Annotated in this window: 24 protein-coding genes and 1 pseudogene; 5 read left to right on the top strand and 20 right to left on the bottom strand. The window is 46.0% G+C overall.

Annotation, left to right across the window (positions count from 1 at the left end):
• Positions 1-58: 58 nt before the first annotated feature.
• From metK to DYH27_RS02485, 17 genes are all read right to left on the bottom strand, one after another.
• Complete coding sequence (gene metK / locus DYH27_RS02565; protein WP_004380961.1) at positions 59-1,102, bottom strand: methionine adenosyltransferase; 1,044 nt, start codon at positions 1,100-1,102, stop codon at positions 59-61.
• Positions 1,102-1,878, bottom strand: a complete 777-nt coding sequence (locus DYH27_RS02560; RefSeq protein WP_004380960.1) for a hypothetical protein — start codon at positions 1,876-1,878, stop codon at positions 1,102-1,104. The genes metK and DYH27_RS02560 overlap by 1 nt, the downstream gene beginning before the upstream one ends.
• A 71-nt stretch (positions 1,879-1,949) precedes the next feature.
• Positions 1,950-2,459 carry a glycoside hydrolase family protein gene (locus tag DYH27_RS02555; RefSeq protein WP_025066641.1) on the bottom strand — a complete coding sequence of 170 codons (510 nt, stop codon included), beginning with the start codon at positions 2,457-2,459 and terminating at the stop codon, positions 1,950-1,952.
• Entirely contained in the window at positions 2,456-2,923 is a 468-nt protein-coding gene (locus DYH27_RS02550; RefSeq protein WP_025066642.1) for a DUF3872 domain-containing protein, read from the bottom strand. Before DYH27_RS02550 ends, DYH27_RS02555 begins: the two co-directional genes overlap by 4 nt.
• Positions 2,924-2,935: 12 nt before the next feature.
• The gene (locus tag DYH27_RS02545; protein WP_025067685.1) at positions 2,936-3,529 is read right to left on the bottom strand and encodes a conjugal transfer protein TraO; all 594 of its coding nucleotides are present in this window, start codon (positions 3,527-3,529) and stop codon (positions 2,936-2,938) included.
• Entirely contained in the window at positions 3,523-4,473 is a 951-nt protein-coding gene (gene traN / locus DYH27_RS02540; RefSeq protein WP_029216444.1) for a conjugative transposon protein TraN, read from the bottom strand. Before traN ends, DYH27_RS02545 begins: the two co-directional genes overlap by 7 nt.
• Positions 4,474-4,521: 48 nt before the next feature.
• The gene (gene traM, locus DYH27_RS02535; RefSeq protein WP_025068475.1) at positions 4,522-5,793 is read right to left on the bottom strand and encodes a conjugative transposon protein TraM; all 1,272 of its coding nucleotides are present in this window, start codon (positions 5,791-5,793) and stop codon (positions 4,522-4,524) included.
• On the bottom strand, positions 5,786-6,088 hold the full coding sequence (locus DYH27_RS02530; protein WP_004353772.1) for a hypothetical protein: 303 nt from the start codon (positions 6,086-6,088) through the stop codon (positions 5,786-5,788). The genes traM and DYH27_RS02530 overlap by 8 nt, the downstream gene beginning before the upstream one ends.
• Positions 6,089-6,092: 4 nt before the next feature.
• The gene (gene traK, locus DYH27_RS02525) at positions 6,093-6,716 is read right to left on the bottom strand and encodes a conjugative transposon protein TraK (protein WP_025068476.1); all 624 of its coding nucleotides are present in this window, start codon (positions 6,714-6,716) and stop codon (positions 6,093-6,095) included.
• 51 nt (positions 6,717-6,767) lie between these two features.
• On the bottom strand, positions 6,768-7,805 hold the full coding sequence (gene traJ, locus DYH27_RS02520; protein WP_029216702.1) for a conjugative transposon protein TraJ: 1,038 nt from the start codon (positions 7,803-7,805) through the stop codon (positions 6,768-6,770).
• Positions 7,806-7,857: 52 nt separating this feature from the next.
• The gene (locus DYH27_RS02515; RefSeq protein ID WP_024985983.1) at positions 7,858-8,487 is read right to left on the bottom strand and encodes a DUF4141 domain-containing protein; all 630 of its coding nucleotides are present in this window, start codon (positions 8,485-8,487) and stop codon (positions 7,858-7,860) included.
• 27 nt (positions 8,488-8,514) lie between these two features.
• A complete protein-coding gene (locus DYH27_RS02510) occupies positions 8,515-11,028 on the bottom strand; it encodes a TraG family conjugative transposon ATPase (RefSeq protein WP_115337992.1) in 2,514 nt (837 codons plus the stop codon).
• Complete coding sequence (locus DYH27_RS02505; protein ID WP_008566149.1) at positions 11,025-11,360, bottom strand: DUF4133 domain-containing protein; 336 nt, start codon at positions 11,358-11,360, stop codon at positions 11,025-11,027. The genes DYH27_RS02510 and DYH27_RS02505 overlap by 4 nt, the downstream gene beginning before the upstream one ends.
• A gap of 4 nt (positions 11,361-11,364) precedes the next feature.
• Positions 11,365-11,667 (bottom strand): DUF4134 domain-containing protein, encoded by a 303-nt coding sequence (locus DYH27_RS02500; protein WP_004365152.1) that lies wholly within the window; start codon positions 11,665-11,667, stop codon positions 11,365-11,367.
• A gap of 156 nt (positions 11,668-11,823) precedes the next feature.
• Positions 11,824-12,600 carry a hypothetical protein gene (locus DYH27_RS02495; protein ID WP_025065566.1) on the bottom strand — a complete coding sequence of 259 codons (777 nt, stop codon included), beginning with the start codon at positions 12,598-12,600 and terminating at the stop codon, positions 11,824-11,826.
• Entirely contained in the window at positions 12,597-13,115 is a 519-nt protein-coding gene (locus tag DYH27_RS02490) for a DUF3408 domain-containing protein (RefSeq protein WP_025065565.1), read from the bottom strand. Before DYH27_RS02490 ends, DYH27_RS02495 begins: the two co-directional genes overlap by 4 nt.
• A complete protein-coding gene (locus tag DYH27_RS02485; RefSeq protein ID WP_025068427.1) occupies positions 13,102-13,905 on the bottom strand; it encodes a division plane positioning ATPase MipZ in 804 nt (267 codons plus the stop codon). Before DYH27_RS02485 ends, DYH27_RS02490 begins: the two co-directional genes overlap by 14 nt.
• Positions 13,906-14,494: 589 nt before the next feature.
• On the opposite strand from DYH27_RS02485, the gene DYH27_RS02480 reads away from it, so the two are divergent.
• The 3 genes from DYH27_RS02480 to mobC all read left to right on the top strand — a co-directional run bounded on the left by DYH27_RS02480 (position 14,495) and on the right by mobC (position 18,255).
• Positions 14,495-14,908, top strand: coding sequence for a plasmid mobilization protein (locus tag DYH27_RS02480; protein ID WP_025068428.1), 414 nt, complete (start codon positions 14,495-14,497; stop codon positions 14,906-14,908).
• Positions 14,905-16,185, top strand: a complete 1,281-nt coding sequence (gene mobB / locus DYH27_RS02475; RefSeq protein WP_029216669.1) for a conjugal transfer protein MobB — start codon at positions 14,905-14,907, stop codon at positions 16,183-16,185. The genes DYH27_RS02480 and mobB overlap by 4 nt, the downstream gene beginning before the upstream one ends.
• A gap of 66 nt (positions 16,186-16,251) precedes the next feature.
• Positions 16,252-18,255 carry a conjugal transfer protein MobC gene (mobC, locus tag DYH27_RS02470; RefSeq protein ID WP_025068429.1) on the top strand — a complete coding sequence of 668 codons (2,004 nt, stop codon included), beginning with the start codon at positions 16,252-16,254 and terminating at the stop codon, positions 18,253-18,255.
• A gap of 21 nt (positions 18,256-18,276) precedes the next feature.
• On the opposite strand, the gene DYH27_RS02465 is transcribed toward mobC, so the two are convergent.
• The 3 genes and pseudogenes from DYH27_RS02465 to DYH27_RS02455 all read right to left on the bottom strand — a co-directional run.
• Positions 18,277-19,581 (bottom strand): DUF1302 family protein, encoded by a 1,305-nt coding sequence (locus DYH27_RS02465; RefSeq protein WP_025068430.1) that lies wholly within the window; start codon positions 19,579-19,581, stop codon positions 18,277-18,279.
• A 2-nt stretch (positions 19,582-19,583) separates the two neighbouring features.
• On the bottom strand, positions 19,584-20,363 hold the full coding sequence (locus tag DYH27_RS02460) for an outer membrane lipoprotein-sorting protein (protein WP_025065560.1): 780 nt from the start codon (positions 20,361-20,363) through the stop codon (positions 19,584-19,586).
• Positions 20,364-20,408: 45 nt separating this feature from the next.
• Positions 20,409-22,589, bottom strand: a pseudogene (locus tag DYH27_RS02455) (efflux RND transporter permease subunit); the annotation flags it as partial.
• Between the two features lie 66 nt (positions 22,590-22,655).
• Here DYH27_RS02455 and DYH27_RS02450 point away from each other — a divergent pair.
• Positions 22,656-23,000: an ISAon1 family transposase N-terminal region protein gene (locus DYH27_RS02450; RefSeq protein ID WP_025068505.1), complete on the top strand. Its 345-nt coding sequence runs from the start codon at positions 22,656-22,658 to the stop codon at positions 22,998-23,000.
• A gap of 1 nt (position 23,001) precedes the next feature.
• The gene (locus DYH27_RS02440; RefSeq protein ID WP_455430468.1) at positions 23,002-23,985 is read left to right on the top strand and encodes an ISAon1 family transposase; all 984 of its coding nucleotides are present in this window, start codon (positions 23,002-23,004) and stop codon (positions 23,983-23,985) included.
• The last annotated feature ends 22 nt before the right edge of the window (positions 23,986-24,007 follow it).

The following is a 24,007-nucleotide window of genomic DNA, read 5'->3' as shown; positions in this document are numbered from 1 at the left end:
AACGAGCAGGCGACCAAAGAAAAGAAGCAAAAGAAAGTCGCAGGATTATAGATGTTTTCTATAATGTATAGACTTGTTCCCATGGATAATCAGAATTTGAAAAGTGACCATAACGAGATGTAGGTAAAAATGAAAACTGTCTTAATCCTAAACGCTCTATTATAGCTTCTGGTCTAAAGTCAAATCTCTCATTTATTAGCTGAGTCAGCATTTTATGATTATCTCTTTTCTCAGTTACAACTTGCAACATAATTGGCCTTTCTTCACCAAAAGCGTACGCTACTGAAATTGTACATTCATTTGCAAATCCGTTAGCAACAATGTTTTTGGCAACAAAACGTGCCATATATGCAGCTGTTCGATCCATCTTAGTTGGGTCTTTGCCAGAAAAGGCTCCTCCGCCATGAGGAGCTATTCCTCCATAAGTATCGACTATGATTTTTCGTCCAGTTAGTCCGGTATCATTCAAAAAGCCACCTTGTAGAAAATTTGAGTTTTGATTTATATTAAATTCTGTTTCAGATGGGTCAATAAATTTACTCAAAACATTGTCCACAATATCATTTTCCATAAAACATTTATCGACTTTACCCTTATGTTGAATATTAACTGATAATTTTTCTAGCCTATTATCATTTACTATTATTTGAATTTTTCCATCAGGTAATAGATAGTCGGAATTAAGTCTATACTTATCAATTTCTTTTGCTATTAAACTTGATAAATATACACCATAAGGTAAATAGTTATATTTATTATTGACGGCATATCCATACATAATACCTTGGTCACCAGCACCATCTTTAATGAGGCCCATTTTAAGTTGACTTGATTGGCATCTTAATAAATTTTGAACGGAAAGGAATTCTTCATATCCAATAGAGTGATACAGATCATTTACAATTTTCACTACATCTAATTCTAAATCTTCAATTCCGTCAATCTCTCCACCTACAACAACATTATGACCAGTACCAAGGCATTCTATTGCAGTGTGAGCATATTTGTTTAATTTAAGGCATTCATCTAATAACGCATCGCTTATTTGATCACAAATCTTATCAGGATGGCCTTGCAAGACGTTTTCTACAGTATATTTCATTATGATATGTTGTAATTTCTTTTTATTTCTGCCCAATCATTTGTCAATTTTTCGTTCATCTCCTTATACTTTAAGTTACTGATTGATGATTTATTATAGGCTAAAGCTGATTCATACTCAAGAACCATATAGAATGCCTGCTGAAGTGTTTCCTTTTTGGATAACTTTTTTGAAAAAATAGATTTAAATCTTTCAAATAGTGAGCGTAGTTTAAAATAAAAGCTAACATGATATGCTAAGTCCATTAAAAAGAAGAATGAAAGAAAAAGTTGTAATATAGGTATTGTCACATCTAAATTCTTGATTCCATAATATGTAAAGAAAATAAGAATCAATGCGATTATTACGTTTTTAAAAAATTTTCTTGATAGTGTAGCCTTAACTAGGCTAAAAGTGAAAAAACAATTTTCAAAACAGTTTACTAACATTTTATATGTTCCAACTTTAATGGAATCATTATCATAGTAATTAGTAACTGGCTGATCTAAAAACTTAGTTCCTAAAGAATTATCAATAAACCCTTTTCTTCTACTGCTTGCAGTCATTGGCTGCATTAAAATCTCTACAATTATATAAAGCAGTGCGTATCCTATTATAGATATATAATTGATTATTGATAATATGTTTATACATCTTACAACAAACTCATTATTTTGTTTTTGTAATAGTACTGTTAAAAAAGGACATAGAAGAAGACTCCATAAAAATCCATTTTCAACAAATCTCCATTTTTCTAAGCATTTGTAACTAATTTCATAGGGTAATATTCTTTCCATGAGGTTTTCTTGCAAAGGTATAGTTTTTTTATGAAAAAGTGTCCATTTTCCCTTCTTTTTCAACTTCAATCTTAAAGATTGAAAAATAGGAAATATTCTACTTGTCTCCGCTTAACTAGCACTTTCAAGACTTTACCTCTGTATTTGCAAAAGGTCAGAAGTTCTTTGTAGATATTTCTATCTCCAGCTTCAATCTTTCGTAGCAGCTGACTTTTTGGATGTTTTCCATAACCTAAAATTCGTCCTACACCAACATTATATGACAGCACGGCAAGTAGCAAAGCATCTTTTCCGTACTTCTTGAATATCTCAAAGCATTTCCAAAGGTCTGCCCGAAGTAGGGAGTCCGCTTGCCATTCTGACATATTGGAAGAAAATTGTTCACCGGGCAATAGTCGATGCCCATATCCGACATATGGGTAATCCTTCTTGTCGTGCATTCCCTCAAAATACTTGATGCAGACCACCGCCCGCTCAAAGGGCGGGAGATCAGCGAGCCGCCTCCGCCTACTTTGAGCTGACAATGGTTGGAAACACATTAAAAGCAAACAAAATAATATGATTGTCTTGGCTAAATTCATTGTCGTATCGGTACTTTTACTATCACTTTGGGCGTGTCCTCATTCTTCTCGTTGTTGAAGTTGAATGATAGCTTGACGGTCTGTCCGAAGTTGTCCTCCACATACACATCAATGGTTTGTCGGTCTGTGGAAGCGGAGGTGTAGTAAAGTCGGAACACATCTTTTGTAAGCGGATAGCGGTCGTTGGGCTTGAAGACTGCTCCATTGTCCATTCTTAGCGTGCCTTTCCCGTCCGGTTGGAAATATCTGATGGTGTAGCGCGTGTCGGCAAAGTTGCCTTCCCATTTGAGCATACACCTGATTTCTGCCGTTTGTCCTTTGACGATGTCCTTCTGAACGGGCATCGTCTCGACAGTGAAAGGATAAGACAGCTGAACATCCAAATCCCTATCACAAGCAGATAGGCAAAACACGGCAAGGGTCAGCACACCCATTACCCAAATCGTATTCAATATCTTCTTCATCTTTTCTTCTACTTAAAAGTTTAACCTTAGTCCTGCTGAAACAACCGGACGAAAACGATGCACGTCCGTTCCAAAGAGGAAACGTCCCTGCGCCTTTATAAGAAAGAGAATTCTGTCCGTCAGGAACACTTCCACCGAGCCATGCACGGCACCGCCATAGACAAAGCGTGAACGGTCGAGCAGTGTTGCCCCATCGGGCAGCAGTTTTTTATCCTCGTTCAGTTCCTCGTAGCCACCCAAAGCGGATATGCCACCATAAAGAAACACGTTCTTACCATTGTCGGAGAGAACAGGGTGCATATAGCCCACCTGTAAGAGAGCATCCTTGAGCTTTACGTTATAACTTCTGTACGGCATATTCTGCTGTTCATACTCTGCCATAACAAAGGTATAGTTCTCACGACCCAGATATCGGGTGAGTGATGCTCCCATGCCGAAATTGTCAGCAGCAAGGAACTTTTCTCCCTTGATAAGCGGAACACTCCCTACGACCTCTATGCCCCTTTGCTTGGGGATCAGTCGCTGTGCCTGAGATGGCAGACTGAAAGTCATAGCCACCGCAACGCAAACCGATAAAATGATTTTCTTCTTCATAATGTCTACCATTTCAGTTTGAGGTTATCAATCTTCTTTGCCAATTGCAGGTCTTCTGCCGTCACATAAAAAGTCAGCGTACGACCGCCTTTTCTCTCATAGAGTGTCACTTCTAGCTGCTTGTCTTCTGCAAGAGAGAACTGTTCGAGCGCAAACACAGTGTGTTCACTACCCATGCTACGCACCTGCATCACCTGATAATAGGCACGAAGTGGCTGCAACACCTGTTCCTGTATGGCGGTGCGCTTTGCCATCTTCTTATCAACCACCTTGAATGTGATAAAATCCACCGAGTATGGCATATTCGTACCGTTTTCCATACGAGTGTGGAAATACAGCAAGCCGTTATGGGCATACAAGCCACGAAGCAGAAACTTCATACCGAACTGCTGTGCACCAATGTGCTTAATGCTGCGTCTGTCATTCTGATAGATGGTCTGCATCATCAGCTTTACTAATACGGGCGACTCATTACCGAGTTCCTTGAAGTAAATGTCAGAGCGATTGCTTGGCAGCCTGCCTTCTGTTGTAGAGAGAAAGTCTTTCATCTCGATACTTAACTTTTCCGGTTCATCGGCATATTTTACATTAAAAGCGTAAAATGAGCCGTCCTCACAGATGACACTCATGTTAGTTTCCGTCTCAAAATCCTTCACCGAAGCCTTTACACGTAGTACGTTCTCTGCATCCTCCGCCTTCCCTGCGATGATGTTCTGCGAACCTAAGTCTACATAGCGAATGGCAGAAGGGAAGATAAGATGCACGGTCTTGTCAAAGGTAACGTCAAGACCATACGGCAGTACGACACGCCCCGTTGGTATGGCACGGCTCATCCCTTGAAAGAGCTCTCCCGAAGTAAGCGGACGGCTTGGTGTCAGACCATCATTGTTTTCCTGTGCTGTGGCTGTTGCTCCCACCATGGCAAGCATAGCCATTGATAAAATAATTTTCTTCATTGTTCCTTTTGATTTGATGTTATTTTTTACTTATCATTTTCGATTGTTTTATTTGGACTGAACCAAGAAAAGGCGGTAGCCACCCTTGAGCGTTACCTTGATGGTGCGAAGTTTCTTCTGAAGCAGCTGACTTGCACCCTGCATCACCCCACGGGCAGCCTCGGAGATAATCTGGTCCTTGGCAGAGGAAGCGAAGGTAAAAGATGTGCCCATTGAACCACCGATGTTCGCCCCGACTTCCTTAAGCGCATTGATGTCCTCCGAACCTGGTATATACACACCCTCCTGCCCGTCCATGTCGTATGCCGAGAGCTTGACGGCTATGATATGGCCGTCCACCTCAATGCTTTTGACAAGCAGGTGCATACGGTTACCTTCTATCTTGGCGATAGCTATCAGTCGGCTCTGCCGTGGAATGTGCAGTCCCTGTACCTTGGCGGTTTCAAGCAGACGAAGCACGACATTGTCGCCCTCTTTGAGCGTCGTTGTCCTGTCCACCACCACTTTGAGTGTGTTGCGCATCGTGGGTGCAGCCGCACTTGCGAGCGAATGGAAGCCCAAGTTGCGTGCTTTCGTGCCATACTCCTTGATGAAGTCAGCGTCGCTCATCGGCTGCCCCAGTGAGGACACTACCTGTTTGCGTTCCGCCAAGATTTCCATTGCAGGCAAGTCGGCCGAACCTCCGCTTATATTACTGCCCATACTCTGACCTTTGTTCGTTGCCGTTTGCCCTTTACCCTCGGTAAAGTCATTACCCAAAGATGGTGGAACGGCAGAAGCCTTGGGAAGATACTTCGCTGCCATCTGATAGCTCTTTTCCATCAAGGCAAGCTGCCGTTTTTCTTCATTGTCCTCCCTGCTGTCTTTGGCAGAGAGTTCCTTTCTAAGGTTATCTATCTCCGAGCGCAGGGCTTCACGCTCCTGCTCGTGTGGGTCGGGAGCGTAAAAGGAGTTCAAGAGGCGATTGTTCTCCTCATAACGATGCATGGAGCTTTCTATCTTTGCCGTAGAAGCAGCTGTCTCTGCACGCTGCGCCTCTGATGGAGCAGTGTTCTGTGCGAAATAGTCCGATAGTCTGCCCATCTCCTCACGGGTCTGTTCTTCCTCGTGTGCCTTGTCGCCTAATTCATAGGCTTTGAGCTTGTTTTCGGTGAGCTTTTCTGTCGTTGCCTGCGGGATGCTGTCATTGAGCCCCTGCTCCGCTGCAGTCTTATCCTTGCCCGAAGGCGCGAAGATAAACCACATCGAGAGGGCAAACAGCAGTCCTAATCCTCCGAAGACCAAGCCTTTCTTCATTTGTTCTTTCTGTTTATTATCCATTTTCCTTGATTGTTTGATGATGTTGTAGGTAAAAATTGCCGTGTAACTCCTGTAAGGTGCTGTCCGTCCGTATGGGACTGTCCGTCAGCTTTCCCGTGGGGATGGGTAGTTTTTCCTTCTTTGGAGGAAGGAAGAACTGCGCTATCATCCAGAGTGAGCAGAGCAGATAGATGAAGCTCAGCCCATAGACGATTTCCTTTCTCTGCCTTATCGTGAGCCTTTCACAACGATGGCGGAGCCATAGGTGAAAGCGCAGATAGTGACGTGAGAGTAAAAAGTTTCTTTTCCTTGCCATAGCCTTATCGTTTATAAGTCTGTATATCCCTGTTTTCCTTCACAAGGAAGTTCTCCATAAGAAAACCTTGCGGGTTATTGTCCGAACGGACAGAGTTCTGCAGCGTGCAGGTCGTAATGAGACTACGCTCTGTAACGTTACTCTGACGGACGATAAACTCTCGTGCATAGGTTGTTACCGCATAAGGGTAAGTATTAAAGTTGCAGTGGATAGAGTCCACCTCTATGCGCTGATTGACATTACCCGATATGGCGCGGTTATAATAGCCCTTCTCTGCCAAGTCCTTGTAATAGTTGAAAGCCGACTTGTCACACAGAACGAAGGCACGCTCCATATTCTTCTCAATGGCATCCTTGTCAGGCGCAATGGTGAAGAACAGCTCATGGAAGCGACGTACATGCTCCCTTGCCTCTACGGGACGATTACGACTTGCATCCTGACTGAGGGCAAGCATGAGTGACTTTCCCTGGTCAAGCACATAGATTTTCTCCCTCTGCTCCTTAGCGAAGTTGTACGAGGCATAGAGGGCATAACCACTTACTGCCACGCAGACGATGGCAAAGACAAAGGCGTAGAGTCTTATCTGTCTGAATGAGGTCTCGATATTACCAAGTGATTTAAATTCCATTTCTTTTTTCCTTTTATAGCTGTTGGTTAATTAAGCATTATTGCTCGATTTCTATTTTCCTTTGAGCAGTGCACCCTTGATACGTCCACCGACATTGCCGATGACCGACCCGGCACCTGCTGCGGCATATCTTCCGCCCGTGTAGGCACTTTGCGCACCGCGCTGTGCCGTTTGATTGACATTGCGACCATAAGAGCCGATACCACCACCTGCTTCGATAATCCAGCCTGCTACGGTGGGAACGCAGAAGTAACCTACGATGCCGATAAGGAAGAAGACGATGTAGTACCACGTCCCCGCGTCGGGCAGGTAGTTGGGGTCGCTGAGTGCCTCGATGTCCTTCTGTACCATCAGCACCTGTATCTTGGTGAGCAGTGCCGTAAGGATAGAGCTGACAGGCAGCCACAGGTAGACAGAGATATAGCGTGAGAACCATGCGGTGAGCGAACCTGCAAGACCGTCCCATACGGCTATGCCGAAGACTATCGGACCGAGAATGGAGAGGACGATGAGTATGAAGGTGCGCAGCGTGTCGATGATAAGTCCTGCGGCATGGAACAGCAGCTCCATGAGGTCATGCACCATCTTCATCACCCACTGCTTGGTCTGATAGGCAGCACGCTCGGCATACATACCCGCTATCGTCACGGCATCTTCAGGTCCGATGATGCCCATTTCCTCTATCTTCTCATCGAACTTCTCGTTGGAGACAAGGTAGGCTGTTTCAGGATTCCTAAGGTAGGCTTCCTCTTGCAACTTGTCCCGCTTGGCTGTAAGTTCTGCAAGGTTCCCCTCCTGCTGGTGTACCATCATCTCCGTTCCCTGCACTACAGGCGAGAGAACGGCATTCATCGTACCCAGTACGACTGTCGGGAAGAACATGATGCAGAAGCCCAGCACGAAGGGGCGCAGCAAGGGAAAGACGTCTATCGCCTCGGCACGGGCAATGGAAGCCCATACCCGAAGAGCAATATAAAAGAGTGCACCCAAGCCCGCAATGCCTTTGGCAATGCCCGTCATCTGGGCACAGAGCGGCATCATCTCGTCATAGGTGGAGCGTAGTAGCTCATGTAAACTGGCAAAATCCATAAGCAAAAGTGTTTTATGAAAGTTCTTTCAAGTTCTTTTTTTGTCTGTGGATTTACCAATACCTGCTTGCCGTATTGCCGTAGAGTGCCTTGACAGAGGCAAGGTTGTTCTTCTCACGGGCACGGACGTAACTTACGGAGATGTTCTTCCTTGTGTAATACGACACGAGCGAGCGGTTTTCCCTCAACGTGGTATAAATGCGGTCGATGGCCTGCATGCGCTCGTGGTCGTTCATCGAGAGGACACCCGACTTGACGATGGACTTTAGTTCCTTGAGACTCTCCCCACTCTGCTCCAAGAGCTTGGCATAGCCCGAAGCCATCGCAGCGAGTTCCGAAGGGCGGAAGTTCTTGTCCGAGAGCATCTTCTTATACGAGGTGACGTAAATCTCCGAGATATCGCCCACCATCAGGATGCACTCCTTGACCTTGTAGGCATCTCCTATAAGGTTATTCACCTTCTTCAGGGCATCGTAATACTTCTTGGTGTCGTTGTAGAGTTTTTCCACCTCCTTAAAACCGTCAAGAGTGTTTTTCACCGTCTTCGAAGCTGTTGCTATCTCCTTGACTGAATTGACGATGTTGCCGGCAAAATTGCCAGGGTCGGTTACTACCCACTGTGCGTGGGCTTTGGGAACAGAAAGGCTCAATCCTAAGAGAGCCATGAAAATGTACTTTTTCATTGTTACTATAGTTTTGATGGTTTGTACTTATTTCTTTTTATGGTTTCTTTTCTCTATGGCAAGCTGACGAATAGCCGTTTCGATGTCCCCACCGAGCTGTGCAGCCCTGTTCATCACCTCCACTTTCTCGGTTTCCTCCGTGGTGTAGGTCAGGTATTCCTCCATGCTCACTTCTGTGGCATAGACGGCACTCTGCATACCGCCCAGCCCTATCCATACCTCCTTGTAGAGTCGGTTCGGGTCGTTGTTCTGGTTGATGGATAGTATCTGGCTCTTTTCCTTTTCCGAAAGACCAAGCATCGCCTGTATGCCGTCGAACTTGGTCATGTACTTGCGCTGGTCAAGCAGTATCTTGCAGTCGGAGTTGTTGATGATGCTCTCCTTGACGATGGGTGACTGGATGATGTCGTCCACTTCCTGCGTTACGACAATGGCCTCCCCGAAATATTTTCTCACCGTCTTATAGAGATACTTGATGTAGTCCGCCATGTTTGCCGAAGCAATGGCTTTCCATGCTTCCTCAATGAGTATCATCTTGCGGATACCCTTTAATCGACGCATCTTATTGATGAAGGCTTCCATGATGATAATCGTTACCACAGGAAAGAGGTCTTTGTTGTCCTTTACTTGGTCAATCTCAAAGACGATGAAGCGTTTAGAGAGCAGGTCGATGTTCTTGTCCGAGTTCAGCAGGAAATCATATCGACCACCACGATAGTATTGCTTCAATGTCGTTAAGAGGTTGTTGATATTGAAGTCCGAGAGCGTTACCTTGATGTCTCGCTTTTCCATATCCTTTCGGTACACGTCCCGCAGATACTCATAGAAAGTATTAAAACAGGGTGTAACGCTGTGGTCAGCACATATCAACTCGATATAGGAGTTGACAGCAGAACCAAGTTCGCCAGCCTCGGTCTTGGTGATATGCTCATCAGCACTCTTCCAGAGCGTGAGCAGTAGCGTACAGATACTCTCCCTTTTCTCTACATCGAAGAAGTAATCATCCGTATAGAAAGGGTTGAAGGAAATCGGACTTTCATTGGTATAGGTGAAATACACGCCGTCCTCGCCCTTGGTCTTGCGGTGGATAAGTTCACACAAGCCTTGATATGAGTTACCCGTATCAACCAAGAGGACGTGCGCCCCCTGTTCGTAATACTGGCGTACCATGTGGTTGGTGAAGAAAGACTTACCACTGCCCGAAGGACCCAAGATAAATTTGTTACGGTTGGTGATGACTCCCTTTTTCATCGGCAAATCCGATATATCTAAGTGGACGGGCTTTCCCGAAAGGCGGTCTGCCATCTTGATACCGAAGGGTGATAGCGAGTCCTTGTAGTTCGTCTCTGCCGTAAAGAAGCAGAGGGCAGGCTCTATGAAAGTATAGAACGACTCTTCTGCAGGAAAGTCTGCCGCATTGCCGGGAATGCCCGCCCAGTAGAGCGTTGCAGCATCAATGGTGTTATGACGAGGGTGGCATTCCATAAGAGCAAGTGCAGAGCCCACGTCATTCTTGATCTGGCGAAGTTCTTCCTTATCGCTACTCCATGCCAATACATTAAAGTGGGCACGGATAGAGGTCAGTCCCTGTGAGTGGGCAATATTGAGATACTCCTGTATCCACTCCTCGTTGATTTGGTTGCTACGGCTGTAGCGTGCCAGCGAGTGCATGTTCCTTGCCTGCTTTTCAAAGCGTTCCAAGTTGACATCACTATCCTCGATAAAGAGGTACTGGTTATAGATATGGTTGCAGGGCAACATCAGACCCACGGGAGAGGCAAAGGAAAGACGGCAGTTACTTCTGTCGGTAGATAGCCGTTCATATCGGCTGTCCGTGCTTACCGTTGTAGGCAGGTCGTCCGTATCGGAAAGCGTATGCAGGCACAGCTGATTGTCGCCTACACGTACAAGGTCTGCGCCCAGACGGATGTCCTCCAATGAAGCATGTCCCTCTTCAGAAAGGGAGAAGTAACGGTCAAGCAGACCGCCCTTTTCATTTGTGCCGACTAACTCGTCTTCAGTCATGCGGACAATCCTTATCTGCTCGGTATCATTGATGATACGCTCGAACTGGTCTACGGCTTCCATAAACTTCATCACCTCCTCCTTGTTGGTGATTTCCTTGGGTAACAGGTGTCCACGGCAGAGTGAAGAGAAGTTGCTCTGCTGTGCCATACGCTGCTTGTTGGTCTTGGTAAGGAAGAGATAGACTGAATGGTGTAGATACGGACGCTCGTTGAAATGCCGTTCAGAGGAACGGGCAAGGAAGCTCAGTCCGCCATCGGAGAGCTTTCCTTGGTAGTCCTCCTTAATGAACCAGTCCTGCTTGTGTACGATGCTGTAATTGGGTAGCACTTTTATAGCCTTATGCCAGGCAGAGTGCATTGCCTCGTATTCTGTAGAAGTGACGGTAAAGAGTTCGGGCAGCTCCACACGGAAAGCCACCGTGATGTCAGCATCCTTGCTCACCAGACAGCCCTGCTCTATGGAGAGCAGCGGAAACTTCGATTCCAAGGTTGTTATCTTGCTTTTATTTCTCATTTCTTCGCTTTCTTTGGTTGAAGGTTACGAATAAGGTGGCAGACCGTACGGCGGTTCACAAGGTAGCGTGGGTGCATACGCACTGCTCCTTTCTTCATCAGTCCGTACTGCCCGTACTTTCTGTTCATGGTGAACGTTTGCCACACCACTATGGTGGCACCCACTACACCTATGACAAGACAGGCTATCTGACTGATGCCGCAGAGATAGAGAATGACCACGAGAATGAAGACTGCCAGCAGCCCTCCTGCAAAGAGGAAGAGGTACTGCGCCTTCAAGCCCTTGAACTCTACCGTCCGGCCTACACCCTTGTTGATTTCAAATGCAGCCATCGCCTTACAGGAAGAAACTTCTCAGGATAGTGGCAGCCACGATGAGAAAGATACATGCACCGAACCAAGAGGCTGCGGTCTTGCTCGTATCGGGGTCACCACTTGAGAACTTGTTGTACACTTTTATTCCTCCAATCAGACCTACCACGGCTCCGATGGCATAGATAAGCTTTGTTCCGGGATCAAAATAGCTTGTTACCATCTTTGTGGCTTCATTGATACCCGCCATGCCGTTGCCTTGTGCGTATGCTCCTATGGCTGTAGCCGTCAGCAGGAACAGCATTGTGATTTTCTTTTTGTTGTTCATTGTTCTTTTTATTTTATGTTGTTAAATGAATTATTTTCTTTTAGATAGAGGTGGTAAGGGGTGACTCGGTTTTATCGTATGACTGATATTGGTTGATTGTTTTACTTTTGAGCCACCCCTGCATTCCTCCAAAATATGAAAATCAAGAAACCATTTTTACAGATAATAGGACAGCGGTTTGTCGTCAGCATCGCCCACCGCTGTGTCAGATATGCCAGAAACAGGAGGTGTTGGGTTTTGTGATGAAAGCATTGCTGGTTGAGCACTCTGTTCTTCCTTTTCTTCCGCCTTACGGATTTTCTCCAATAGCAAGGCTTGTTCACCCAGCATCTTGGCGATGTTTTCTTTGTACTTATCCAACAGGTCTGAGTCTTGAAGCTGCAGAACGGTCTCTTTGACTTCTTCCTCATTAGCCTCCTCACTGTTCTTTGCCCACTTTTGCAGGCGGACTAAGTCACGTGCGAGGACGGACTGCTCCGAAATTTCGGCTTCGCCCGATGTGGACTCGATGGATAGGTTTAATTCCTCACGGACAATCTCATCTTCGTCCACTCTCTCCATCTCGAAATCAACGTCCATTTCGTTGTCCTCTTTCATTTCTTCCTCCTTTTCGGAGTTCTGCGGTGCAAAATTATTATTATTCTGCTTTGAATTTTCAGATGATGAAACAGAGGGAATTTGTGGGATAATCGGGGAAGTGGAACGGCTTTTTCCAATCAGTACAAACTCGGCTTGCTCTATTGTTCCTTTTCCTTTCTGTCCGTCTTTTTTCTTCGTTGCTCCTTTCTTCTTGCTATCTTCATCGCTCTTTCCGTTTTTCTTGATAATGAAGTCATACGGAGATACATACCGCATATAGAAATACAGGATACCAAGCATCATCCAAATGATGATGAGTACCAATATAAAACTGAAAAGTATTGTTTCCATCATAGTGTTATTGTTGTCTTACGTCTTTGCTTTGCTGCTGCATTATTGAGAAGTTCCTGATGTTCCCGCAGATGCTCCCGGAGGATATTATCAATATAGGAAGCAATAGATACCCTTTCTCCTAAGTCTTGTAGCACATTGCGCAGGTTCTGTAATGTCTCCAAATTGATGGAGAAAGCCGTCCGCATTTGCGAACGTACGGGATGAAAGTATAGGGAACGGTATTCCTCTATGGAAAGGGACGACATGCCAGACTTTTCTATTCTCGGTTTTCTTTCTCTTTTCGGTTCCGTGTTCCCGATTTCCTCTCCTCCAGTTTCGTCTGTTCGTTCTTCTTTTGCCGTCTTCATTTCTTCCGAACTTTTGTCTTCCTCTCGTGATGTTGCGAGGGAAGGCTCGGTGTCCTCGGATGGATCGAAGGGGTTGGGGACCGTGACAGGTTTCACCACTACATTGTCCTCTGCCATTTTCTTCAGCTTCTTTTCCAGTTGCTGCTTTCTTTCCTCAATCGTTGCCATGTTCTGTTTTTGTTTTTAGTTTGAGACGTTGAATTATCTCGGAGACGAGTTCATCCAGCCCCGTGCCCGTTCGTAATCCCCTTGCAGGAGGCTGATAGGTAGAACGGAACACGCCTCGTAGCCCGTATGTGGAAAGTTCGTGGGAGAAACGGTGTGTGGCATATACATAGCCGGGCAGGAGTGTGAGTTCGTGTCCTTGGATAAGTTTTGTGTATTCGTCAATGATGACGTTCCTTACCCTTCTGTCCACCTTGTTCCAGAACAGGATAATGTCCTTTATCCGTGAGTCGGACATAGAAACACCAATATCCGTGATGGTCTTGGCGTATGCCATACAAGAGACGAGTGACTGTATATCGGCTTCAAGTGGAGATAGGATATAGTCCATCTGAAGGGACAGCTCCATCAACTCTGTGGTCCCTGCATGACCGGGGAAGTCGAACACGACCAACTGGTACGTCTCATTGTTGATAGTGTCGATTTTATTCCGTGCAATCCTGACAGCTTCTTTGGGGCTGGACTTATAAATTCTGTATGCCTTTTTGCCGAGGTAGTGAAAGTATTCCTCCATGGACATGGAAAGCTCTTCGCTTTCCTGAACGACACTTTTCTCGCGTTCCCTCAGTTTGTAAAAGGAGTCCTGCGACAGATCGCAGTCCATCACGAAGAGGTTGATGCCCTGTTCGTAGTACAATATGCTGCTCACAATTTCAGCAAGCGTGCTTTTTCCTACTCCTCCCTTTTGTGAGGAGAACCCCAGAAAGAGGGGGCGTTGTTGTTTGTTCTCCATAATGATAATTTCTTAGTTCATATTACTTGTCTATTTGATGTTTGGATGTGCTCTCATTCTTGAGAAGTATCAGCAGACAGTTTGTTCTGGCTGCGTATGGTTCGTGCGATAGTCTGAAAGGACGATTTATAGTTCTTGCAATCTGTTGTATTGACAATAGTTTGTCATGACAACAAATTGTCATGAATATGTTTCGTTTCTTCTTTGCATCTTTGGTGCAAGCCAACGGTAATACGATGTGTCTTTTGCTTGTGTCATCATACCATAGTTCGCTCGTTTTGGCTGCAAAATAAATGATATTTTGGTTGATTTTATTACACCGATGAAACACAGGGAAACACAAGGGAAAAGAGGGAATATCGCTGATAATGAGTTATTTGAAAACTCGCCGTAACTTTGCAGGCGAGAATAATACATGGAGGTAATATCCCGAAGTAGACACCCCACGAGGGTGGATACTTCTATCGTATCATTTCTTAATACCAGCAAGGTGTGTCTTTGTAACACAAACCTCCGTTTGTACCACAAAGACCCTTGCCCCGAAGGGGAGATGAATTACTCCAAAGTCGTAATTAGAAACCAAATGGATATGGATAAGAAGGAGGAACATCGTTCAGAACGAAAAACGGCAGAAAAGCCACGTTGGGACAACTGGCATGTGCGGTTGCCCAACCCCAAAGACCAGCAAAAAGCGATTGATTTGTTTCAGCGTTCAGGAGCAGAAACGAAGTCGGATTTTGTGCGTGGGCGTATTCTTGGAGAGAGTTTTAAGGTCATCACGGTGGATAAATCCGCTGTAGAATACTACCGGAAACTCTCTGAATTGACGGCACAAATCCATAAGATTGGTGTGCTGTATAATCAGACTGTACGTGCTATCAACAGTTATCATTCGGTCAAGACCGCACAGATTCTGCTTGAAAAGTTGGCGAAACTGTCGGCTCAAATCATTGCCTTGCAGGAGCAGGCTATCAGTCTTACCATAGATTACCGCAAGAAATGATAGCGAAGATTTCAAGTACGGAGAACCTTGGAGGGGCACTCGGTTATAACTTCAAAAAGGTAGAAAAAGGGGAAGCGAGCATTCTCCATGCAGCAGAGTTGTATCAGAACAAGGAGGGACGTTATACGATGGAAGACGTGCTTGTCGACATGGAGGCTCTGATACCAAAGAAATGCCGGACAAAGAAGATGGTGTTCCATTGCTCGCTCAATCCGCACCCGGACGAGAAACTCTCCGATGAAACGCTTATGCAGATTGCCAAGGAGTATATGGAGGCACTTGGTTATGGCAAGCAACCCTATATCGTGTTCAAGCATAACGACATCGCCCGTGAGCATATACACATCGTGTCGCTTCGGGTGGATAGTCGTGGACAGAAAATTAACGACAAGTTTGAAAAACGGCGGAGCAAGCAAATTACCGATGCCTTGGAAAGAAAATTTGGTCTCATTCCAAGTTCAAAGGTTACTGAAAAGGCAGTAGCAGAAACGCCCAAGGTAGATATTGGTAAAGGGAATATCAAGGAGCAGGTGGCAAGCGTTGTCCGCATGGTGCTGGGGCATTATCGCTTCTGCTCCTTGGGCGAGCTGAACGCCATCCTTTCTGCATACAACCTTGCCGTAGAGGAAATCAAAACGGAGTTTCGGGGAAAGAAATACGATGGAGTGGTCTATGTTCCGACTGATGATAAGGGAGGCAAAATAAGTACACCCATCAACGCATCGGACATTGGTCGTGGTATGGGCTATACTGCTGTACAGAACAGGATACAGAAATCAAAGCAAGCTATTAAGCCACTGATACCGGCAATGAGACACAGGATATTGGAAGTGATGTGTTCTTCTCCTCAAACAGAGAAGGCCTTACAACAAAGATTGGAGGAACAAGGCTTGCGTGTGGTAATCCGAAAGAACGAAAGCGGACGCATCTATGGCATTACTTTCATTGATGATGAAGTGGGCATTGCGCTCAACGGCTCACGATTGGGCAAGGGGTATGCTGCCAACATATTCAATGCGTATTTCTCCAATTCAACGTACAACCCATTCTTGGACGAAACGTTGTATGGCAGTCCGTCTGTCCGCTTGGAACAATCGGCAACCGTTCAAACTTTGCAACAAAATACAGAAGAAAGCGACAACCTTGTCGATGAACTTATCGAGGATATGGTGGGTGAATCATTCAGAACTACGGGCAACGATGATTGGAAGGAAGCGGCATGGCAGCGTAAACTCCGCAGACAAAGTAAGGTAAAACTTAGACGAAGAAAACATTAAATAAACGAGCATTTCTATCTCCCCTCCCTTCGGAGGGGTTGGGGGAGGCTACAAAATAATATTATTATGGCACAAGAAGATGATTTAAGGGCATTAGGTAAGGTCATGGACTTTATGCGGGGTATATCGGTGATATTCCTCCTGATTAACTGTTATTGGTTCTGCTACGAGGCATTTCAAGAATGGCACTTCACACTCGGTATCATCAACAAGATACTGATGAACTTTCAACGCACCACGGGATTATTTTCATCTATCCTATGGACGAAACTCTTTTGTGTGGTGTTTCTTACCTTGTCATGTTTGGGAACGAAAGGCGTGAAAGAAGAGAAAATCACTTGGTCAAAGATTTGGACGGTGCTTTTCTCAGGCTTTGTCTTTTTCTTTCTCAACTGGTGGCTGTTGGCATTGCCCATTGGAAAAATTGGAGCGGCTTCACTCTATATCTTCACGCTCTCCATTGGCTATATCTGTCTGCTGATGGCAGGTGTGTGGATGAGTCGATTGCTCAAAAACAATCTGATGGATGATGTGTTCAACACGGAAAATGAAAGCTTCATGCAGGAAACACGGTTGATGGAGAATGAATACTCAATCAATCTTCCCACACGTTTCTATTACAAAAAGAAGTGGAATAAGGGCTGGATTAACGTGGTCAACCCCTTTCGTGCCTCGATGGTGCTCGGTACGCCCGGTTCGGGTAAGTCGTATGCTATTGTGAACAACTATATCAAGCAGCAGATAGAGAAAGGCTTTGCCATGTATATTTACGACTACAAGTTCCCGGATTTGTCAGAGATAGCCTACAATCATTTGCTTAACCATTTGGACGCCTACAAGGTAAAACCGCAGTTCTTTGTGATAAACTTCGACGACCCACGCAAGAGCCATCGCTGCAATCCCATCAATCCTGCCTTTATGACGGACATATCGGACGCTTACGAGAGTGCCTACACTATTATGCTCAACCTTAATCGTTCATGGATTCAGAAGCAGGGAGATTTCTTTGTTGAGTCGCCGATTATATTGCTTGCAGCCATCATCTGGTTTCTGAAAATCTATGAGAACGGCAAGTATTGCACCTTTCCCCATGCCATCGAATTCCTGAACCGTCCGTACGCACAGATATTTCCGATACTTACTTCCTACGATGAGCTTGCCAACTACCTTTCTCCCTTTATGGATGCTTGGGAGGGCGGAGCGCAAGACCAGTTGCAGGGACAAATTGCCAGTGCCAAGATACCGCTTTCACGTATGATTTCGCCGGCTCTCTATTGGGTAATGACAGGTGATGATTTCTCGCTCGACATCAATAATCCCAACGAGCCGAAGGTGTTGGTCGTGGGAAATAATCCCGACCGCCAGAATATCTACTCAGCAGCACTCGGACTTTACAACAGCCGTATCGTGAAACTCATCAACAAGAAAAAGCAACTCAAATCATCTGTGATTATCGACGAGTTGCCGACCATCTATTTCCGTGGGCTTGACAACCTCATTGCCACAGCCCGTAGTAACAAGGTTGCCGTGTGTCTGGGCTTTCAAGACTTCTCGCAGCTTACCCGCGATTATGGGGATAAGGAAAGCAAGGTGATACAAAACACAGTGGGCAATGTGTTCAGTGGGCAAGTGGTAGGTGAAACTGCCAAGACTCTCTCCGAACGCTTCGGCAAGGTGCTTCAACAACGGCAGTCTATGACAATCAACCGTAATGATAAATCCACCTCTATCTCGACCCAGATGGATAGTCTTATCCCTGCATCGAAAATCAGCAACCTCACACAGGGTATGTTCGTAGGTGCAGTGTCCGACAACTTTGACGAACGCATTGACCAAAAGATTTTCCATGCTGAAATAGTGGTGGATAGTGCTAAAGTCTCTGCCGAAATGAAGCAATACCAGTCCATTCCTGAAATCAATGCGTTTCAAAACGAAGATGGCTCCGATAATCTCAAAGAGACTATCGAAGCCAACTATAAATGTGTTAAGCGAGAAATAATTGTTTTGATTGAAAAAGAAATAAAAAGGATAAAAGAAGATCCTTCTCTTTGTCATCTTGTAAAAGAATGAGATGCAATGTCTTTATGTCATTCAAAAACTATATTTCATCTTTGCCCATATTTCAGAATTTCTGTCATACATTTGAAACTTGCCTTTGTCGGCATGGAAGTAATCATAGCCGGCGGTGAGTTCGATTTGGTCGTTCAAGGCATAGGATGCAGAGAAGCGGTTGAAAACGCCGCCATTGGTTACGTCAATATAGGCGAATGTTGAAAGTTTCAGCATATTCCGCAGCAGTTCTTTCGATATTCTTGCCGTGGCAAGGCCGGCATTACGATAAACGGAAAGACCGTCAAGGTTCCCCGCCGTATATTTGTGGCAGTATTGTGCACTGAAGTTCCAATCGTTGCCCGGATACCAGTCCACACCGGCAAGGATATTGTACGTATTTCGGCATACTACGTCTTTTCCCACACCTCTGCTTTGCGCTTCATCGAAATAGCAAGCAGCCTCGCCGCGAAGGACAATCTGTCCGACAGGCAGAGAGCAGTCGGCTCCGAGCATCGTCATCCGGCGGTATTCCCCTTTGGCTAAAAGCGACTTTCCATCGTCGGACACAGCAAGGGAAAGAGCAGGCATCTTGTTCCACGTCCGCAGGGCACTCAGAGAAAAATCAATCCCGCTGAGATTGGTCGTTATCCGCCCGCCGTACTCCATATTCCGAAGTCTTTTCTCCGGTTTGCCACTTTCCAAATCTATGGTATAGGGAAGAGGGGCTGACGGCAGAGTCAGTGCCCACGGATTGCGTCGGTCGGTGGGAAGGATGAAGAAATCCGCCACGGGATTACATATCGCCTCGAATGTTACCGAATGCCACGTGTATCTTGCATGCAAGGCATTGACGGGCATACGGATGTCATCGTAGTCCTGCGCAAGGAACTCGGTATAGTCGAACGGCGACACGCAGTCCGTAACGCGCAATGCGTCTGCCACTCCCCATACCACAATCTGCCGCCCCACCCGAAGGTCAAGGTTTCCTTTGGTGTATGCAAGATATGCCTCACGCAGTTCCAGTCCCGTGCGGTCTTTCAGTACGCCGTTGTAGGTAGCGTTCATGGAAACAAAAAGGGAAGCTGCTCCTTTTTCAAGTTTCACCTCTCCGCGCGCTCGGGTTCTCGAAGCCATCCAGTCGTTCCTGCCTTCTGTCCTGACGGCATGGTATGTGTCGAGGAAGCCTTTTACCTGAACACGCAAGGCGTTGTCATCCGTTTCTTCCTCTTGCATATATTCCGTATCAGCAGAATCATTCTCCACCGTCAGCGTATCAATCTGGGCAAATGCCTGTGCCGAGAATATCGGCACAAGCAACAGCGTCCATAATCGCAGTATTTTCATGGTCAGAGTCCTTTTTCCAGTTTGGAGACAGTGAAGAGATTGGGCGCAACCTTGACGTTGAACCGCTGGTTGTCCATCTTGATGATGGTCTTATGCCCCGTCTGTACATTCTCCATCTGCATGAGGTGCATCGTCCAGAATCCCTGCACTTTATTTATATTCGAAATGGTAAGGCTGCGATGCAGTTTATTGAGCTTATCGTAGTATTCCGCCTTAATAACCATCAGACAGTCCTGCCTGATCCATGTGATGCGCTTTGAGTATATTTCTCCCTTGTCCTTAGGCACGGACTGCACCACCCAGCATTTGTGTCCGCTTACCACTTCCTCACGCAGCAGCGTGTGTGTTTCCTCGTCCACGCTGCGTGTACTCATGTCGTCGTATGTAAAATCGCTGCCCATGAAGTAATCGGTCTTCGATGACTTTCCACTAATGCGCCTTGTCTTTTTCATGGCAGGGAGATAGAGCCATTTGTCGTCTGTCTTGCCGGGATTGTCATAGTCCCAAGTGAGAAATCCCGTGCCCTTCACGTCGCCGGGATAGGTGAAGAACATGATTTTCTTTGTGTCCTTACCTTCGTCCATTGCCCACGATTCAATTTTTCGCACACGCTTATGCCCACTTTTTTGAATAAGTGTCATTTCCACGGTGGCATAGCGTGTATCGCCATCGGCACGGTTCTTTACCTTTTGCATAATGTCTCTTCCGGTGAGACCAGCTGCTTGTGCAACACTCATTGTCATCAAGGCAATAAGGGATAAAATAAAATGTCTTGTTTTCATTTTCTTTATATTTTATGATTGAATATTTTAACCTTACTTGTTTGTTTAACTATTTGTTTTTGAACCTTTTTCCTTTCCGAACACCCGCAAATATTTGAAAAGTATCGGCGTGAGGAACAAGTCTGCCAACAATGCCGACACCATACCTGCTACAGCCAGCAAGCCCCAGTTCTTCGTCTGCGTGGCGTCCGACGACATGAAGCCGGCAAATGTAGCCGAGATGATGACCGTTGACATCACGATGGCCAGTCCCTCCGTGCGGAAAGTCTTGCGGATAGCCATGTTATAGTCATTATAACGATTATGCGCCACATGGCAATGGTTGATGAAGTGGATGGTGTCATCGACGGCGATACCCAAAACCATAGGAATGAGCGAGGCTGTCATCATGTCGAGCGGATAGCCCAGCCAGCCCATCATGCCGCCTACGATGATGGCGGGGGCGATGTTGGGTATCATTCCCACCAGTCCCACCTTCCAACTTCTGAACAGGAGTATGAGTATCACGCCAATGACCAGCACCGAGAGCAGCATCGACCACATCTGTCCACGCTCCACATACTGCTGCATCACCGTAAACTGCGGTATATTGCCCACTACCGATACATGTGCGCCGGGGAAGAGCTTGCGTGCTTCGGTTTGGAGCAAATCCATTTCTTTTTCCGCCTCGTTGGAGTTGTAGCTCTTCAACTCGATTTGCAGGCGTAGCCGCTGATAGTCATAGTCCATCCAGTATTCCGACTCCGTACCTCCGGCATTCTCATAGAGCAGCAAGAGCTGAGCCACCATGTCGGCATTGTCGGGAATGCGATATTCCTTCAGATTGTTGCCGTTGAGCGTGCAGTTCATGTCTTTCACAATGTCCGTGACGGAATTGTGCCGCTTGGTGAGCGGGTAGCTTTCCGTGGTGGTTGCCAGTTGGTCGAGTTTTTTCAAGTTCTCGGGCTTCTTCGCGTCGTCGGCATGCGGCAGTGTAATCATCAGGTCGTAGGAGTACATGCTTCCTAATTCCGTGTCGCAGAGGTCGAGGAATTTCTTTACATATTCCACCTTCCGTCCCATAGTCTTCTCAATGTCGAATGCCGGCTCGATGGAGAACATGCCGATGCCGCAAAAAAGCGTGATGGCTACCGAGACAATGAATATCGGGCGGTGGCGACGCAGGATGAAACTACCAAACTGCTCAAACCGTCCGCCGACGTATCCTTCGAGACTCTTAGATACGTCTATGCTTGGCTTGCGGTCTTTTCCGAATGAGAGTATTACAGGGGTAACAATCAGACAGGTAATCAATACCGAAAGCAGGCACAGCGAGGTGTTCACGCCGATAGCCTGCATGGGGACTATCTTCATAGATAGGAAAGTCATCATAGCCGCTATGGTTGTCAATCCCGACAGCAAAACACCCCATCCGGTTTCGCCTACGGCATCGGTGATGGAAGCCTTGCGCCTGCCTGTTTCCACAAACCGCGTCTTGAAGAAGTTGTACAGATGGATGTTGTAGGCAATGGAACAGGCAAAGGCCAGTATGACCGCTATCATGGCGGTAGTCATATCTATATACAGTCCGGTCCAGCCTATCACACCAAAACTTATCAGAAGACCAAACACCGACGTGAGCAACGGGGCGATGACTCCCCGCAATGAACGGGTTACGACAATCATCACCACAATGGAAACAAGGAAAGCTATGAGGAACAGCCGCCCCATTTCATGTTTCAGATAAACCACTTTTTCGTAGCTCAGATAGGGCATTCCTGCGGCAGCAGGCGACAGCTTCGCGTATTTCGCCTTGCCGATGATGTGCCCGGCTTCCTTGCCCGTGAGCATATCCGGGGCAATATCGCTCGTTTTCTTCCATACGCTATCCTCCGGGAAGGGACGCAGCTTCACCATGATCCATGTCATCGTACCGTCCTTCGACACCAGTTTCTTTGAGAGATAGGGCTTGCTGTATGCCTTGCGTCTGATTTCCTTTAGCGAAGCCTCATCCGAAGGTATCTCGTCGGGCACTATCTGCTCGATGGTCATTCCCTCCTCAGTGCCGACGGTAAATTCAAGGTCGGTGAGCGATGTAACCTTGTCGGCATACGACAGGCTGTCCTTCAGCTCCTCGCTCAACTCACGGATAAGTGTCAGGCTGCGCTTGGAGAAGACGTCCTTGTTCTTCACTAATACCGCCACGTAGTAGTCGTTGCCGAAGATGGACTTGAACGGGTCAGTCCTAAACCCCAGTTGCAAACCTACTTCTCTTAAGCGCATAATTTCATAAGTATTTATTACCTTTGCATCATGAAGAGTGACCAACTATTACGTTGCATCTTTCCAGATGTACTTGCCGACTACTTTGATGTTGTCGATATTCAAGAGGGTGTTTCCCAGTTTGACTTTTGGCTTGACGAGCGTAACTTTATGGAAAAGTCAGACCATAAGTTAGGCACTGTAAGCAGTTATGGTTTTACCAGCGAGCGTGTAATTCAGGACTTTCCTCTTCGTGGCAAAGCCGTCTACCTCCATGTTCGCCGACGCAAGTGGCGTGACAGTTCCAACGGAGAGATATTTACTTATTCATATGATGACTTGACGGCTGAGGGCAGTAAACTATCCCCCGAGTTCGTTTCTTTTTTAAAAGAATAGAATTGAGTCCACTGCAGAGAGCATCGCAAGCATCGGTGCGCACTATGGCGTAAATGGCAAGCAGTTATCCACACAGTACAAGGAACATTTCAGTGACTACCGCAGCTGGGATCAGTTGGATCATGCTCAAGACTGGCTATTGTTTGAAAATAACATAGGTGAGAGTCTAAGTATTGATGAGACCTGTCTAAGCAGTGGCGAGGTCTATACTTTTCTGACCAACAAGGCGGGAAAGGGCAGAAATGGAACTTTAGTGGCTGTGGTTAAAGGGACCAAGGCAGAGGACGTTATTCAGGTTGTCAAGAAGATAGACCTGTCCAAACGAAAGACTGTCAAAGAGATAACACTTGATTTGTCATCTTCGATGATGCGCATAGCCCGTGCCGTTTTTCCCAAAGCACTCATTACCAATGACAGGTTTCATGTGCAGAAACTGTATTATGATGCTCTGGATGACATGCGTATCGCTTACCGGTGGATGGCAAGGGATAAAGAGAATGAGGAGATAAAAGAAGCTAAAAGTGAGGGAAAGGAATATATACCATTTAGATACAGCAATGGTGACACGCGTAAGCAGTTGCTCGCCAGGGCAAAGTTCATATTGACCAAGCACAGGACCAAGTGGACTGAAGCACAGAAAGCCAGGGCGGAAATCATCTTTGAACATTATCCTACACTGAAAAAGGCATATGATCTGGCTATGAAACTTACCGATATTTATAACATCAAGAGCATCAAGGATGCTGCAAGACTGAAGCTGGCTAAATGGTTCAATGAGGTTGAAGAGCTGGGAGTGGACAATTTCTACACGGTGATTGACACGTTTGAAAATCATTATCAAACCATACTCAATTTCTTTGTAAACAGAGCAACAAATGCAAATGCTGAGTCATTCAATGCCAAGGTTAAGGCATTCAGGGCACAGTTCAGAGGAGTCACAGATATTCCTTTCTTTTTATATAGGCTTATGAAATTGTGTGCTTAAGAGAAGTAGGTTTGCAACTGGG

It is taken from the genome of Prevotella denticola, from assembly GCF_900454835.1.
Lineage (GTDB): Bacteria > Bacteroidota > Bacteroidia > Bacteroidales > Bacteroidaceae > Prevotella > Prevotella denticola.
This window is presented reverse-complemented; position numbering and strand designations above follow the sequence as displayed.

Bases quoted from the DNA above. Each gene is read 5' to 3' on its own strand.
- traK (WP_025068476.1), bottom strand. From the start codon at position 6,716: ATGGAATTTAAATCACTTGGTAATATCGAGACCTCATTCAGACAGATA.
- DYH27_RS02480 (WP_025068428.1), top strand. From the start codon at position 14,495: ATGGATAAGAAGGAGGAACATCGTTCAGAACGAAAAACGGCAGAAAAG.
- DYH27_RS02465 (WP_025068430.1), bottom strand. From the start codon at position 19,581: ATGAAAATACTGCGATTATGGACGCTGTTGCTTGTGCCGATATTCTCG.
- DYH27_RS02510 (WP_115337992.1), bottom strand. From the start codon at position 11,028: ATGAGAAATAAAAGCAAGATAACAACCTTGGAATCGAAGTTTCCGCTG.
- DYH27_RS02505 (WP_008566149.1), bottom strand. From the start codon at position 11,360: ATGGCTGCATTTGAAATCAACAAGGGTGTAGGCCGGACGGTAGAGTTC.
- DYH27_RS02495 (WP_025065566.1), bottom strand. From the start codon at position 12,600: ATGATGGAAACAATACTTTTCAGTTTTATATTGGTACTCATCATCATT.
- DYH27_RS02530 (WP_004353772.1), bottom strand. From the start codon at position 6,088: ATGGCAAGGAAAAGAAACTTTTTACTCTCACGTCACTATCTGCGCTTT.
- DYH27_RS02560 (WP_004380960.1), bottom strand. From the start codon at position 1,878: ATGGAAAGAATATTACCCTATGAAATTAGTTACAAATGCTTAGAAAAA.
- DYH27_RS02545 (WP_025067685.1), bottom strand. From the start codon at position 3,529: ATGGTAGACATTATGAAGAAGAAAATCATTTTATCGGTTTGCGTTGCG.
- traM (WP_025068475.1), bottom strand. From the start codon at position 5,793: ATGGATAATAAACAGAAAGAACAAATGAAGAAAGGCTTGGTCTTCGGA.
- traJ (WP_029216702.1), bottom strand. From the start codon at position 7,805: ATGGATTTTGCCAGTTTACATGAGCTACTACGCTCCACCTATGACGAG.
- DYH27_RS02555 (WP_025066641.1), bottom strand. From the start codon at position 2,459: ATGAATTTAGCCAAGACAATCATATTATTTTGTTTGCTTTTAATGTGT.
- mobC (WP_025068429.1), top strand. From the start codon at position 16,252: ATGGCACAAGAAGATGATTTAAGGGCATTAGGTAAGGTCATGGACTTT.
- metK (WP_004380961.1), bottom strand. From the start codon at position 1,102: ATGAAATATACTGTAGAAAACGTCTTGCAAGGCCATCCTGATAAGATT.
- DYH27_RS02490 (WP_025065565.1), bottom strand. From the start codon at position 13,115: ATGGCAACGATTGAGGAAAGAAAGCAGCAACTGGAAAAGAAGCTGAAG.
- DYH27_RS02485 (WP_025068427.1), bottom strand. From the start codon at position 13,905: ATGGAGAACAAACAACAACGCCCCCTCTTTCTGGGGTTCTCCTCACAA.
- traN (WP_029216444.1), bottom strand. From the start codon at position 4,473: ATGAAGAAAATTATTTTATCAATGGCTATGCTTGCCATGGTGGGAGCA.
- DYH27_RS02550 (WP_025066642.1), bottom strand. From the start codon at position 2,923: ATGAAGAAGATATTGAATACGATTTGGGTAATGGGTGTGCTGACCCTT.
- DYH27_RS02500 (WP_004365152.1), bottom strand. From the start codon at position 11,667: ATGAACAACAAAAAGAAAATCACAATGCTGTTCCTGCTGACGGCTACA.
- DYH27_RS02450 (WP_025068505.1), top strand. From the start codon at position 22,656: ATGAAGAGTGACCAACTATTACGTTGCATCTTTCCAGATGTACTTGCC.
- DYH27_RS02515 (WP_024985983.1), bottom strand. From the start codon at position 8,487: ATGAAAAAGTACATTTTCATGGCTCTCTTAGGATTGAGCCTTTCTGTT.
- DYH27_RS02460 (WP_025065560.1), bottom strand. From the start codon at position 20,363: ATGAAAACAAGACATTTTATTTTATCCCTTATTGCCTTGATGACAATG.
- mobB (WP_029216669.1), top strand. From the start codon at position 14,905: ATGATAGCGAAGATTTCAAGTACGGAGAACCTTGGAGGGGCACTCGGT.